The organism is Streptomyces sp. NPDC002790, from assembly GCF_040295505.1.
GTDB lineage: Bacteria > Actinomycetota > Actinomycetes > Streptomycetales > Streptomycetaceae > Streptomyces.
In genome coordinates this window covers 77637-90989 of record NZ_JBEOVM010000007.1, presented here as the reverse complement: position 1 = coordinate 90989, position 13353 = coordinate 77637, and the positions used below count along the sequence as shown (strand labels likewise).

General features: G+C 69.6%; 12 protein-coding genes. 8 read left to right on the top strand and 4 right to left on the bottom strand.

Going from position 1 to position 13353, the window contains the following annotated elements; genetic code table 11:
- The first annotated feature begins 61 nt into the window (after positions 1-61).
- Together ABT004_RS06565 and ABT004_RS06560 are read left to right on the top strand one after the other, a co-directional pair.
- The gene (locus ABT004_RS06565) at positions 62-655 is read left to right on the top strand and encodes a TetR/AcrR family transcriptional regulator (protein WP_351331894.1); all 594 of its coding nucleotides are present in this window, start codon (positions 62-64) and stop codon (positions 653-655) included.
- A 26-nt stretch (positions 656-681) separates the two neighbouring features.
- Positions 682-1920, top strand: a complete 1239-nt coding sequence (locus ABT004_RS06560; RefSeq protein ID WP_351331892.1) for an NADH:flavin oxidoreductase — start codon at positions 682-684, stop codon at positions 1918-1920.
- Positions 1921-1946: 26 nt separating this feature from the next.
- On the opposite strand, the gene ABT004_RS06555 is transcribed toward ABT004_RS06560, so the two are convergent.
- The 3 genes from ABT004_RS06555 to ABT004_RS06545 form a co-directional block, all read right to left on the bottom strand.
- Positions 1947-2600, bottom strand: coding sequence for a dihydrofolate reductase family protein (locus ABT004_RS06555; protein ID WP_351331891.1), 654 nt, complete (start codon positions 2598-2600; stop codon positions 1947-1949).
- 86 nt (positions 2601-2686) lie between these two features.
- Complete coding sequence (locus tag ABT004_RS06550; protein WP_351331889.1) at positions 2687-3421, bottom strand: hypothetical protein; 735 nt, start codon at positions 3419-3421, stop codon at positions 2687-2689.
- A gap of 150 nt (positions 3422-3571) precedes the next feature.
- On the bottom strand, positions 3572-4366 hold the full coding sequence (locus ABT004_RS06545) for an SAM-dependent methyltransferase (RefSeq protein ID WP_351331888.1): 795 nt from the start codon (positions 4364-4366) through the stop codon (positions 3572-3574).
- A 297-nt stretch (positions 4367-4663) separates the two neighbouring features.
- Between ABT004_RS06545 and ABT004_RS06540 the strand changes: the two genes are divergently transcribed.
- Entirely contained in the window at positions 4664-5389 is a 726-nt protein-coding gene (locus ABT004_RS06540; protein WP_351331886.1) for a GntR family transcriptional regulator, read from the top strand.
- Between the two features lie 58 nt (positions 5390-5447).
- Positions 5448-6209, top strand: coding sequence for a sulfite exporter TauE/SafE family protein (locus tag ABT004_RS06535; RefSeq protein WP_351331885.1), 762 nt, complete (start codon positions 5448-5450; stop codon positions 6207-6209).
- A gap of 139 nt (positions 6210-6348) precedes the next feature.
- On the opposite strand, the gene yicI is transcribed toward ABT004_RS06535, so the two are convergent.
- Positions 6349-8571, bottom strand: a complete 2223-nt coding sequence (yicI, locus tag ABT004_RS06530) for an alpha-xylosidase (RefSeq protein WP_351332004.1) — start codon at positions 8569-8571, stop codon at positions 6349-6351.
- A 332-nt stretch (positions 8572-8903) separates the two neighbouring features.
- On the opposite strand from yicI, the gene ABT004_RS06525 reads away from it, so the two are divergent.
- The 4 genes from ABT004_RS06525 to ABT004_RS06510 are packed head-to-tail and all read left to right on the top strand — an operon-like array spanning position 8904 to position 13353.
- Positions 8904-10169, top strand: a complete 1266-nt coding sequence (locus ABT004_RS06525; protein ID WP_351331884.1) for an ABC transporter substrate-binding protein — start codon at positions 8904-8906, stop codon at positions 10167-10169.
- A gap of 15 nt (positions 10170-10184) precedes the next feature.
- On the top strand, positions 10185-11135 hold the full coding sequence (locus ABT004_RS06520; protein WP_351331883.1) for a carbohydrate ABC transporter permease: 951 nt from the start codon (positions 10185-10187) through the stop codon (positions 11133-11135).
- A 5-nt stretch (positions 11136-11140) separates the two neighbouring features.
- Positions 11141-11965: a carbohydrate ABC transporter permease gene (locus ABT004_RS06515; protein ID WP_351331881.1), complete on the top strand. Its 825-nt coding sequence runs from the start codon at positions 11141-11143 to the stop codon at positions 11963-11965.
- Positions 11966-11973: 8 nt separating this feature from the next.
- Entirely contained in the window at positions 11974-13353 is a 1380-nt protein-coding gene (locus ABT004_RS06510; protein WP_351331879.1) for a GH1 family beta-glucosidase, read from the top strand.

The following is a 13353-nucleotide window of genomic DNA, read 5'->3' as shown; positions in this document are numbered from 1 at the left end:
TTTCCCGCACTGGTTTCCATCACTGATTGAAAAGTGTGCCGGGCCGTGCTGTCCTGTGCCCATGCCCACCGACACCACACGGGCGGCACTGCTCGACGCCGCCGAGCGGCTCTTCCTCGCCAAGGGGTACGAGCAGGTGTCGGTCCGCGCGGTCAACGCGGCGGCGGGCATGAACCCGGCCGCGGTCCACTACCACTTCGGCACCAAGGAAGACCTGGTCGCCGCGCTGCTGCAGAGCCGGCTCGGCCCGCTGTGGGCGCGGCCGCTCGCCGACGTGGAGCGCGGGACGGCCGACGGAAGGGCCCCGCGCGTCGAGGAGTTCGTCGACGTACTGGTGCGACCGCTCGACGAACTGACCCGGACGCCGCACGGCCGTATGCTGCTGCACCTGCTCGCCCGCGTCGTACTGAGCCGCCGTCAACTCCCCTTCGACGAGCGGTGGTTCGAGTATCGGTCATGGCGCGCACTGCTGTGCGCCGCACGGCCCGACCTCTCCCGGGCCGAGGCCGCGCACCGTCTGCGCATGACGTTCGACCTGCTGCTCCAGCTCTACGGGGAGCCGCAGCTGGCCACCGCCGAGCTGGGCGGCACACCGCGCCCTTCGGCGGACACGGTCATCGCCTTCGTCGCGGCGGGCCTCAACACCCGTCCGTGAACCGACAGTTGAGGAGTTGCACAGCCATGAGCACAGCAGACTCCACCCGCGACACCACCGGGCCCGCACCCGACCTGCTCGCCCCCGCGCGGCTCGGCCCCCTCACCCTGCGCAACCGAGTGATCAAGGCGGCCACCTTCGAAGGTGTCACGCGCGATGCCCTGGTCAGCGACGAACTCATCGAGTACCACCGGCGACCCTCGGCAGGCGGCGTCGGCATGACGACCGTCGCCTACTGCGCCGTCGCCCCCGAGGGGCGCACCGAACGCGACCAGATCCACATGCGGCCACAGGCCGTCCCGGGCCTGCGCCGGCTCGCGGAGGCCGTGCACGCCGAGGGCGCCGCCATCTCCGCGCAGATCGGCCACGCGGGCCCCGTCGCCGATCCGGTGTCCAACGGGCTGCCCGCGCTCGCGCCGAGCCGCTTCCTGAACCTGCAGTCCTTCCGCTTCGCCCGCGCGGCCACCCGAGAAGACATCGCGCGCGTCACCCGGGCCCACGCCCGCGCGGCCCGCACCGCCGTCGAGGCCGGATTCGACGCGGTGGAGATCCACCTCGGCCACAACTACTTCGCGAGCTCGTTCCTCAGCCCGAAACTCAACAAGCGAAAAGACGAGTACGGGGGCGCTCTCGCGAACCGGGCCAAGGTCGCCCGGGGCGTGGCCCGCGCGGTCCGTGACGAGGTCGGCGACGAGATCGCGATCACCGCCAAGCTCAACATGGACGACGGTGTGTCCGGCGGCATCTGGCTCGACGAGAGCCTGCGCACCGCCGCCTGGCTGGAGGCCGACGGCAGCGTCGACGCCCTCGAACTCACCGCGGGCAGCTCGCTGTTGAACCCCATGTACCTGTTCCGCGGGGGCGCGCCCGTGCGCCAGTTCGCGGCGACGTTCCCCCAGCCGCAGCGGTTCGGCATCGAGCGCGTCGGCAAGAAGTTCATCCGCGCCTACCCGTACGAGGAGGCGTTCCTGCTCCCGTCGGCGCGTCAGTTCCGGGCCGCGCTGAAACTGCCACTGATCCTGCTCGGCGGCATCGCGGACCGTGAGACCGCCGAACAGGCCATGACCGAGGGCTTCGAGTTCGTGGCCATGGGCCGCGCGCTACTGCGCGAACCCGACCTCATCAACCGCTTCGCCGCGGACCGCGCAGCGGACCGGCCCACGCACTCGCTGTGCATCCACTGCAATCGCTGCATGCCCACCATCTACACCGGCACGCGCTGTGTCCTCATCGAGCCGGAGCCCTTCCACGCGCGCGACCACTGAGTACGTGACCCCACGCGCGCCGGGCGTCACTTCCGCCAGAAAAGATGGTGCCGCACCCCGCCCGTCGGGCTCGGCACGACATCGAGGTGGAAGCGGTCGAGGAGATCGTCCGGAGAGTTCCAGAGCCTGGAGCCGGAGCCGAGCTCGACACCGTCCGCGACCGCCACGTGCAGGGTGTCGACGAGGTCCGCCTCGAGGAACTCGCGGATGACGGTGGCTCCGCCGCCGAGCCGGATGTCCTGGCCCTCCGCCGCCACCCTGGCCTGCTTGAGGACGGTGCCGGGGTCGGCGTCGACGAAGTGGAACGTGGTGTCGGAGAGCGTGATAGACGGGCGTGTGTGGTGGGTCATGACGAACACCGGGGTGTGGAACGGCGGCTCCTCGCCCCACCACCCCCGCCACTCGTCGTCCTGCCAGGGCCCGCGCTGGGGCCCGAACTTCCCCCGCCCCATGATCTCTGCGCCGATGCCGTGGTGGAAGTCCCGCGCCAGATAGTCGTCGATGCCGCGGGAACCTCCCGGCTCCGTGCGGTTGGGCCAGCTCGCCGTGGCCCCGGTCCAGGCGAACATCTGCCCAGGGTCGGCATGGCCGAACGGCCGTTCCTGGCTCTGGCCCTGGCCGGCGCCGAAGCCGTCCGCGGACACGTTGAAATTCTGGACCTTCAGCAGTTGCTGTTTCACGGCGCTCCTTCTGCGTGATCGACAACTGTGAGACTGCCACGGCGAACGAAACTCATCGCGCAGGCGACGGGCGGGGTGTCACGCGGTCACGCGGCGCCGTCCTTCGCCCCGGCCTTGCTCTCCACCGCCTTGTCCTGACCGGTCTTGGTGTCCGCACCGCTCTTGCTGTCGGTGGCTCCCTTCGCGGACGCGCCCGGACCGGGCACGGCGACGTAGAACACCGAGCGCTGCTGGCGGGTGCGCTCGGCGCGGGCCTTGGCGACCAGGGCCTCCAGCGTGTTGCGGACGACCTTGGTGCTGAACTCCCGCTTCGGGTGCGTCTTTTGCAGCGTCGAGGTGATCTCGGCGGCCGAGCGGGGGCTGGTGTCGGCGTCCAGCTGGGACACGATCAGCTCGACGAGCGTGGAGCCCTGCGGCTCGCTCTTCTCGGCCGCGGGCGCGGCCGGCTTGGTGGTGGCCGCGGCCTTGGCGGGCTTCGCCTGCTTGGCCGCCTTCGCCGGGGCTCCGGCCGCGGCCTTCTTGGCCTGCGCGGGCTTGGCGGTTGTCGTCTCCCGCGACTTCTGCCGCGGAAGCTTGCCCGCCGCCTTGCCGACCGCCTTCTCGGCGGCGGGCGCGGGCAGGGTCGGCAGAGCGCCGGTGCCGAGAGAGTTCAGCATGCTCTCCAGGAGCGTGCGGTTCTCCTCGAGTGTGCCCAACTCCGCCTGCAGAGACGAGATTTCCTCGCTGATCCGCTTCAACTCGCCCTCGTTCTGCGCGATGTCGTCGCGGATCCGGTCGGCGTAGCGGGACTTGAGTTCGGTCTGGGACGTGGTGTCCGACATGGTGACTCGCTTTCGTGGCAAGGAGGATCTGTCGGTGTGTGTACGTGTGTGCCGTAGGGCCGGATGGTACTCACCCGGGTGCCCATCGCGTGGCACGTCAGCACAGATCGGTCACCTTTTACGGTACGGGAGTTGGCGTGTTGACGTGCTCTAGGGCTTGCGTCCGATGCCACCGAAGCTGCTGACGGGCTCCGGGAGTTCACCCTCGACGTCGTCGGGGCGCCACTGGGACACCGAGGTCAGACCCGGTTCGACCAGCTCGAATCCCTCGAAGAAGCGGCCGATCTGCTCGGGGGTGCGATTGGTGCGCGGGTTGTCACTGGTGCTGTTCCACTGCTCGACCATCGCCCGCGTGGCCTCGGGGTGGTACACCTCCGTGCTGTCGCACAGAACCAGGTGACTGCCGCCGGGCAGTGCGTTCTTGAGCTCCTCGACGATCGGGTAGGCGCGATCGTCGGTGACATGGGCGACGACCCCGAGCAGCATCAGGGCGACGGGGCGGGTGAAGTCCAGCGTGTCCGCGGCCTGCCGGAGGATGTCGGCGGGGTCGGTGAGGTCGGCCTCGATGTAGTCGGTGGCTCCCTGCGGAGTGCTGGTCAGCAGGGCCTCCGCGTGCCGCAGCACGACGGGGTCGTGGTCGACGTAGACGATGCGTGCCGTGGGGTCGTGCCGCTGCGCCACGTCGTGGGTGTTGTCGATGGTGGGCAGTCCGGTGCCGATGTCGAGGAACTGGTCGATGCCCACGTCCCGTACGAGGTGGGAGACGGTGCGGGCCAGGAAGGCGCGCTGGGCGCGGGCCACCCGCACGATCCCGGGGTTGACCTGCTGAATGGCGTCACCTACCTCGCGGTCGACCTCGTAGCAGTCCTTGCCGCCGAGCCAGTAGTTCCAGATGCGGGCCGAGTGCGGTGAGTCACTGTCGATCAGTGGACGGTCCTGGGGCACGAGTAGCTCCGAAGGGTCGGTGGGTCGCTGTGGATCATGCGTCAACCAGGGTATTCCATGCGGGAGTTGATACGTCGGCGTGGCATGGGGTCGACCGGTGTGCGGGGCGGTGGCCGACGTGCCGGGTGCGTCGTGGGTGTGTGGTGGGTGTGACGCCGGTGACCGGCGTTGCGGCCGATGGCTGCCGCTCCGTCGCAGGTCAGGCGTTTGTGCAGGTCGGAGGGGGTGGCGTAACACCCGCGAAATATGAAGGGGCGTACGGTCTGCCGTCACATGCACCACGGAGAAGGGACGGGCATGGAAGACCGTGACGGATCGCGGGCCGACCGGGCACGCCGCGTCGCCGATGTGCTCCGCCAGCGCATCGTCGACGGCGCGTACGACGGTGTGCTGCCGGACGAGCGCGCCCTCGGCCTGTCCCTCGGAGCCACCCGCAACGCCGTGCGCGAGGCGCTGAACATGCTGCGGGACGACGGTGTCGTGACCCGCCGGCGCGGCATCGGCACGCTCGTGACCGGTCACAAGGCGGAGCACGGACTCGCCCGGCTGGTCGGCCTCGCCGAGGAGTTGACCGCGTACGGCACGGTCAGCAACGAGGTGCGCGAGGCACGCGTCGTGTCGCACGCCCCGCCCGCGATCACCCAGCGCCTCGGCCTCCCGGAGCGCTCCGAGGCGGTCTACATCGAACGCCTGAGATCTCTCGACGCGGAGCCGCTCTCCCTGGACTCGACCTGGCTCGCCCCCGACATCGGCCGCCCGCTGCTCGACCGCCACCTGGCGGGACGCGACCTCTTCGCGCTCATCGAGGAGACCAGTGGCACGCGGCTCGGCAGCGCCGAGGTGACCGTGCACGCCGTCACCGCGGACCCGGACACCGCGCGGCTGCTGGACGTGGCGGAGGGCTCCGCGCTCTTCACCATCGACCGGCTGACCCGGCTCGCGGACGGCCGCCCTGTCGACGCCGAGTCACTGCGGGTGCGCGCGGACCGGTTCGCCCTACGGGCCGTCCTGCCGAGGGACTGAAGGAGTTGTACGTGCGAGGCGAACGACCAAGCGACCGGCAGTACGGGCAGGAGCGCACATGACCCTGGACACGACACACCTCGTCCTCCTGGCGGTGGCCGGGCTGCTCGGCGGCATCGGGATCACCGCCATCGGACCCGGCGGAGTGCTGCCCACCATCGGCCTGTTCCTGTTCTCGGGCCTCACGCCCGCGGGCGTGGCGGGCACCGCGATCGTCACCCACGTCGCCACGGGCCTGCTCGGCACGGCGGCGTACGCCAGATCGGGACAGCTCCGCGACCCGGGAACCCGGCGTTGCGCCGCCGCGCTCGCCGGCGCCGCCCTGGTGGGAGCGCCGCTGGGCGTGCTGTGCAACACCCTGGTCGCGGGCCGCGGCTTCGGAATCCTCCTGGCCTGCGCGGTCGTCGTCACCGGCATCCTGGTGTGGGTGCGCGACCGGCGCGCCACGGACGGCGCCGAGGCCGCCCACATCCCGCTGGGCCGCACGGTCCTGATCGGTGTCGTCGTCTCGGTCGTGGCGGGCCTCTTCGGGCTCGGCGGCCCCATGCTGAGCGTGCCCCTGCTCGTGGTGGCCGGACTGCCGGTCCTGTCGTCGCTGGCCGCCGCCCAGGCCCAGTCGATCGTGATCGCGAGCGTGGGCACCGTGGCGTATGTGGCACACAGATCCGTCGACTGGCGGCTCGCGGCCCTGGTGGGCATCCCGGAGCTGGCCGGCGTGCTCATCGGCTGGCGCATCGCACACGCCCTCCCGGCCCGCCGCCTGAAGTACGCGATGGTCGCGTTCCTGCTGGCCTCGGCACCGTTCCTGGCGCTGCACTGACGGCAGTGCTTCGGGAACGGCCTTGCCGTCCAACTGCACTGTTAACGTGGCCGTGTTGACCAAGGGGCGGAGGCGGCGGATGACATCGGGCACGTTTCGTAACCCACCGCGCCCGCCTCGACCGACTGGCCGCGCGGGGTCAGAGTTCCTGAAGCGTCACTTCGCCGTCACCCTCCACGACGGCCGCCACCCCGTTCGCACCGTCCCGCACCACCCGATACGTCGCGGCCACGCCGCCGTGCAGATCGGGCACCGTCACCGTCACATCCTCCGCGTCGGGCGTGACGAGCAGTGTGAGGCCGGTGAGCCAGTCGCCGTCCGGGCGTGAAGTGTCCGCGCCCATCGGGAGGACCGCACCCGGGCGTACGTACAGCGGCAGGCTGTCGAAGCCGTGCCGTTCGCGGCGCCAGGCCGGGCCCTCGACCCGCTCGCCGGTGAGGAGATGGGTCCACGTGCCCTCGGGGACGTAGAACTCGACGTCGCCGTCCGCGGAGAACACCGGCGCCACCAGGAGGTCGGGGCCGAGCATGTACTGGCGGTCGAGGGCGCGCGCGGTGGGGTCGTCGGGGAAGTCGAGCAGCATGGGGCGCATCAGCGGTACGCCCGTCGTGTGCGCCTCGGCCGCGGCGCCGTACAGATACGGCATCAGGCGGTGTTTGAGGCGGGTGAACTTCCCTGCCACGTCGACCGCTTCGTCGCCGAACTCCCACGGCACCCGGTACGAGGACGAGCCGTGCAGGCGGCTGTGGGAGGACAGCAGACCGAAGGCCAGCCAGCGTTTGAAGACCGCCGCGTCGGGGGTGCCCTCGAAGCCGCCGATGTCGTGGGACCAGAAGCCGAAGCCGGACAGGGAGAGGGACAGGCCGCCGCGCAGCGACTCCGCCATCGCCCCGAACGAGGACCAGCAGTCGCCACCCCAGTGCACCGGGAACTGCTGTCCGCCCGCGGTCGCCGAGCGGGCGAAGAGGACGGACTCGCCGCGGCCGCGCTCCTTCTCCAGGAGGTCGAAGACGACCTGGTTGTACAGGTGCGTGTAGTAGTTGTGCATGCGCTCCGGGTCGGAGCCGTCGTGCCAGACGACATCCGTGGGGATGCGCTCGCCGAAGTCCGTCTTGAAGCAGTCGACACCCTGGTCGAGCAGCACCTTGAGCTTCGTACGGAACCAGGCGCAGGCCTCGGGGTTCGTGAAGTCCACGAGTGCCATGCCCGCCTGCCACAGGTCCCACTGCCAGATGTCGCCGTTGGCCCGCTTCACCAAATAGCCGTGTGTCGCGGCCTCCTCGAACAGGGCGGACTTCTGGGCGATGTACGGGTTGATCCACACGGAGATGCGAAGACCGCGCTCCTTGAGGCGGGCCAGCATGCCCTCAGGGTCGGGGAAGACCGCGGGGTCCCACTCGAAGTCCGACCACTGGTACTCGCGCATCCAGAAGCAGTCGAAGTGGAAGACGCTCAGCGGGATGTCGCGCTCTGCCATCCCGTCGACGAACGACGTGACGGTCTCCTCGTCGTACTGCGTGGTGAACGACGTCGTCAGCCACAGGCCGAAGGACCACGCGGGCGGCAGCGCCGGACGGCCGGTGAGCGCGGTGTAGCGGCGCAGCACGTCCTTCGGGGTGGGTCCCGCGACGACGTAGTACTCCAGCGACTGGTCCTCGACGCTGAACTGCATCGCGCCGACCGACTCCGAGCCGATCTCGTAACTCACCCGGCCGGGGTGCGCGACGAACACGCCGTAGGCGCCCGCGGGGGAGACGTGCAGGCTGAACGGGACGTTCTTGTACGCCTGTTCACTGCTGGTGCCGCCGTCGGCCTGCCACATGTCGACGACCTGGCCGTTCCTGACGAACGGGGTGAAGCGCTCGCCGAGGCCGTAGACCTGCTCACCGACGCCGAGCGACAGCTGCGCGGACATGTGGTGCGCGCCCTCGCCCGTCCGGAAGAAGGCGGTGCCCTTGCGGTCGGACGAGGTGACCTCGCGGCCGTCGGCGTCACGGAAGGACAACTGCCAGGGCGCGGCCTCGTCGAGGGACACGGCCAGCGGCCCGCTGGACAGCTCGATCCGTGTGCCGTCGCGGCGCACCGTACCCGTGCCGGCGTCCTCGCCGGGCAGCCGGAAGTCCGGCCCCGTGCGCCGCTTTCCCGCGTGGTGGGTGACGCGGACCCCGATGACGCCCTCGGCGGGGGTGAGGCAATCGACGGTCAGCAAGGGGGAGTTGAGGGTGTCGCCGCGCCGCTCGATCCGCTGGGTCGCCGCGTACGCGGTGAACCGGTCGGCGTCGACGCGCAGGTCACGGACCTCGGTGGCGTACGAGGCCTCGACCCCGTCGCGCATCAGCCAGAAGCCGTCGGTGAACTTCATCATCTTCCTCGGGGTGGGCAATGTGCGGGAGCAAGGCGCCTCTACACGGCATTTGAGCTCACGCGCATCGAAAGATCAAGAGGTCGAGACGAGTATTCGTCGAAGCGCTTCGATTCGATTGCAACGGGGCGTAGCAGGCTGTGTACGGGTGATGAAGTCGGCCCCAAGGTCTGGTGTCGAAGCGCTTGATGACGTATTAGTCATGGCGGAAAACAAAAACGCGCTCTGCGTGTGCGGCGCGGGCCGGAGTCGTACCGCGTGATGTGAACACCTCGCCGGGACACGGGAGTTCCGTCGGGGCCGGCCATACCTCCAAGGCTTGGGTATCCACCGTGACAGCAGCACTTCCACCGGACGGGCCGCGCCCTCGGCGCGGCCGCCGCGGCCGAGGCACCACCGCGGCACTCACCGCCTGTTCCGCACTCGTCGCCTGCGCGGCGCTCACCGGCTGCGGCGCGGGGCGCGACCCCGGTGTGTTCACCGTCCTCAACTCCTCGACCGACGCCTCGTACCACGGCTGGGACGCCGCCACGCTGAAGCGTTGCAGCACAAAGCTGGGTCTCACCATCGAGCAGCAGAGCGTGCCCGCCGCGCAGGTCATGCAGAAGTCGCTGCGCATGGCGTCGTCGAAGTCCCTTCCGGACGTCATCCAGTTCGACGCCTCCGAGATGCCGACGTTCGCGGACGCGGGCGGCCTCGTCGACCTGCGCTCGCTCGGCCTGTCCACGAAGGACATCCCGAAGGGCATCGTCGACTTCGGCTCGTACGAGGGGACGTACTACGGGGCCGCACGCACGGTGAACACCCTCGCCCTCTTCTACAACAAGGACATCCTGAAGAAGGCCGGCCTCGACGTACCCACCACCTGGGACGAGATGCGGGCGACCGCGAAGAGACTCACCGGGGGCAACCAGTACGGCATCGCGCTGAGCGCGGGCGGAGCGGAGGACGGTGTCTTCCAGTTCGCGCCGTTCATGTGGTCCAACGGCGGCGACGAGACGGACCTCGACACACCGAAGGTCGCGGAGGCCCTCGACTACTGGAAGGGCCTCATCAAGGACGGCTCGCTGTCGAGGTCGACCGTCAACTGGACGCAGGCCGACGTCAACGACCAGTTCATGGCCGGCAATGCCGCGATGATGATCAACGGCCCGTGGCAGGTGGAGACGCTGAACACCAAGAAGAACCTGCATTGGGGCATCGCCCGGATCCCGGTTCCAAGCAGCGGCGACGAGTCCGTCGGCCCGCTCGGCGGCGCCGTCCTCACCGTCCCGAAGACCGAGGACACCGGGCGCCAGAAGACCGCGGCGAAGATCATCCGCTGTATGTCGTCCGAGCGCGAGCAGATCACCTACGCCCGCAACAGCTGGATGGTCCCCGCCAACGAGAAGGCCGCCGCGACCTGGCGCAAGGAAGTGCCCGAACTCGACGCGCTCGCCGACCAGGTGGCCACCGCCCGCTCCCGCACCGCGAAGGTCGGAGCGCGCTGGTCGTCCGTGTCGCTGGCCCTGCAGAGCGCCTTCCAGTCGGCGCTCACCGGGCAGTCCAGCGAGGCCGCGCTGAAGCGGGCGCAGTCCCGCGCCACGAGCGGGAACTGAGGGGGTACTCACACCATGTCGACCACCACGGCCACCGCACCTGCCGTCCAGCGCACGGCAGTTCAGAAGAAGACCGACCCGGCGCGCGCGCGACGCCGTCGCAGGCTGAGCCAGTGGGGGTTCATCGCCCCCGCCGTCGTCTTCATGCTGCTGTTCTTCGGCTACCCGCTCGTCCGCAACGTCGTGATGAGCTTCCAGGACTTCTCGCCGTCCACGTTCTTCGACGGCAAGTCCCCCTTCAGCGGCGCCGACAACTGGACCAAGGTCTTCCACGACGACCTCTTCGGCAAGGCGTTGTGGCACACCATCGTCTTCACGATCGGCTCGCTGATCGGCCAGTTCGGCATCGGGCTCGCGCTCGCCGTCTTCTTCACCAAGCGGTTCCCGCTGAACGGGTTCCTGCGCTCGCTGATCCTGCTGCCGTGGCTCGTCCCCATGGTCGTCTCGGGCATCGTGTGGCGCCGGATTCTCGACCAGGACACGGGTGTCCTCAACTCCTTCGCCGACGTACTGGGGTTGGGCGGGCACACCCCGTGGCTGACCAGCCCCGGCATGGCCCTGTTCTCCGTCATCATGGTGAACATCTGGATCGGCATCCCGTTCAACATGGTGATCCTCTACGGCGGACTCCAGGAGATCCCGAAGGAGTTGTACGAGGCCTCGTCCCTGGACGGCGCGTCCGCCTGGCGCACCTTCCGCTCGATCACGCTGCCGCTGCTCAAGCCCGTCATCACGGTCGTGCTCGTCCTGGGCTTCATGTCGACGGTCAAGATCCTCGACCTGATCCTCGCGCTCACCGACGGCGGCCCTGCCGACGCCACCCAGACGCTCGGCACCCTCACGTACCAGAACTCCTTCGTCCAGCTCGACTTCGGCGCGGGCGCCGTGGTCGGCAACGTCCTCATCCTGATCTCCGCCGTCTTCGCGGTGTTCTACCTGCGGGCCAACCGCTCCGAGGGGAAGTGACCGGCATGGCGAACGCCACCACCACGACCGGGCGCCGCTGGGGCGCCACCGTCGCAGGGATCGTCATCCTCGGCGTGATGCTGTTCCCGCTGTACTGGATGATGAACACGGCGCTGCAGCCGGAGTCGGGGCTCCTCGAAGTCTCGCCCATCCCCGGCGAATTGGACCTCTCCGGCTTCACCTCCGCGATCACCGAGCAGGGCGGCCACCTGCTCACCTCGCTCGCCGTCGCGCTCGGCGCCGTCGTCATCTGCCTGGCGATCGCCGCGCCCGCCGCGTACGGGCTCGCCCAGTTCCGCCTCCGCGGCAGCCGCACCATCGTCTTCGGCACCCTCATCACGCAGATGGTGCCGGGCATCGTCATCGCCAACGCCCTCTACAGCGCGTACGTCGATCTGGGCCTGGTCAACTCCTACTTCGGCCTGATGCTCGCCGACGCCTCGCTCGGCATCCCCTTCGCCATCGTCCTCATGCGCTCCTTCATGGTGGCGATCCCGAAGGAGGTCATCGAGGCGGCGGAGGCCGACGGTGCCGGCAAGTTGCGCACCTTCCTCCAGGTCGTCCTGCCGATGAGCCGCAACTCCCTGATCACGGCGGGCCTCTTCTCCTTCCTGTACGCGTGGAGCGACTTCATGTTCGCGCTCACCCTGAACACGACGGACGACGTCAAGCCGGTGACCCTGGGCATCTACCAGTACATCGGCGCACACGTCGGCGACTGGGGCTCGGTCATGGCCGCGTCCGTCCTGTCGGCGATCCCGGCCGCCGTCCTGCTCGTCCTCGCCCAGAAGTACATCGCGGCCGGAATCACCGGCGGATCCATCAAGTAAGGCTGCACATGAACCACTTGCCCGTATTCCCCGACGGCTTCGTCTTCGGCGCGGCCACCGCCTCGTACCAGATCGAGGGCGCCGCCAAGGAGGACGGCCGCGGCCCCTCCATCTGGGACACCTACAGCCACACTCCCGGCCGCACCCACGAGGGCGACACCGGAGACGTGGCCTGCGACCACTACCACCGCTACCCCGAGGACGTGGCACTGCTACGCGACCTCGGAGTCGACTCGTACCGCTTCTCCCTCGCCTGGCCGCGCATCCAGCCGACGGGGGAGGGCCCGGTGAACCAGAAGGGCCTCGACTTCTACTCGCGGCTCGTCGACGAGCTGCTGGAGGCGGGCATCGAGCCGGCCGCCACGCTCTACCACTGGGACCTCCCGCAGGCCCTGGAGGAGCGCGGTGGCTGGCGGGTGCGCGAAACCGCCGAACGGTTCGGCGAGTACGCGGCGATCGTCGCCGAGCACCTCGCCGACCGTGTCCCGCGCTGGATCACCCTCAACGAGCCCTGGTGCAGCGCCTTCCTCGGCTACTCGGTGGGCCGCCACGCGCCCGGAGCGCAGGAGGGAACCGGCGCGCTTGCGGCAGCACACCACCTGCTCGTCGGCCACGGCCTGGCGATGAAGGCGCTACGGGCAGCAGGCGTACGCGAGGCGGGCATCACCCTCAACCTCGACCGAAACGTCCCGGCCATGGACACCCCCGCGGACCGCGCGGCCGTCGTCCGCGCCGACACCCAGCACAACCTCGTCTGGACGGAACCGATCCTCGCCGGCCGCTACCCGACGACCGAGGCCGACACCTGGGGCGAACTGATCGCGGCGCAGGACTTCCGCCGCGAAGGCGACCTCCAACTCATCGGCCAGCCAATCGACTTCCTCGGTGTCAACTACTACCGGCCGATCGTGGTCGCCGACGCCGCACACCGCGAGCCGGACCCGGCGCACCGTGTCGCCACCGACAACCGGTACGAGGAGCGCCCCTACCCCGACGTACGGCGCACGGCGATGGGCTGGCCCGTCGTCCCCGAGACCTTCACCGACCTGCTCACCACACTCAAGGACCGGTACGGCGACGCCCTCCCGCCGATCCACATCACCGAGAACGGCACCGCCGAACACGACGAACCGGCCGCCGACGGCGCCGTGCACGACACCGACCGCGTCGCCTACCTGCACAGCCACCTCACGGCGCTGCGCGCGGCGATGGACGCGGGCGTCGACGTACGCGGCTACTACGTATGGTCGCTGCTCGACAACTTCGAGTGGGCCCTCGGGTACGCGAAGCGGTTCGGTGTCGTCCGCGTCGACTACGACACCCAGGAGCGCACGCCCAAGGACAGCTACCACTGGTACCGAAAGCTGATCGCGGCGCACCGGGCCTGA

What these genes read in the sequence shown, in the direction of transcription:
- ABT004_RS06510 (WP_351331879.1), top strand. Translation starts at nt 11,974, where the DNA reads ATGAACCACTTGCCCGTATTCCCCGACGGCTTCGTCTTCGGCGCGGCC.
- ABT004_RS06520 (WP_351331883.1), top strand. Translation starts at nt 10,185, where the DNA reads ATGTCGACCACCACGGCCACCGCACCTGCCGTCCAGCGCACGGCAGTT.
- ABT004_RS06515 (WP_351331881.1), top strand. Translation starts at nt 11,141, where the DNA reads ATGGCGAACGCCACCACCACGACCGGGCGCCGCTGGGGCGCCACCGTC.
- ABT004_RS06550 (WP_351331889.1), bottom strand. Translation starts at nt 3,421, where the DNA reads ATGTCGGACACCACGTCCCAGACCGAACTCAAGTCCCGCTACGCCGAC.
- ABT004_RS06560 (WP_351331892.1), top strand. Translation starts at nt 682, where the DNA reads ATGAGCACAGCAGACTCCACCCGCGACACCACCGGGCCCGCACCCGAC.
- ABT004_RS06540 (WP_351331886.1), top strand. Translation starts at nt 4,664, where the DNA reads ATGGAAGACCGTGACGGATCGCGGGCCGACCGGGCACGCCGCGTCGCC.
- ABT004_RS06535 (WP_351331885.1), top strand. Translation starts at nt 5,448, where the DNA reads ATGACCCTGGACACGACACACCTCGTCCTCCTGGCGGTGGCCGGGCTG.
- ABT004_RS06565 (WP_351331894.1), top strand. Translation starts at nt 62, where the DNA reads ATGCCCACCGACACCACACGGGCGGCACTGCTCGACGCCGCCGAGCGG.
- yicI (WP_351332004.1), bottom strand. Translation starts at nt 8,571, where the DNA reads ATGAAGTTCACCGACGGCTTCTGGCTGATGCGCGACGGGGTCGAGGCC.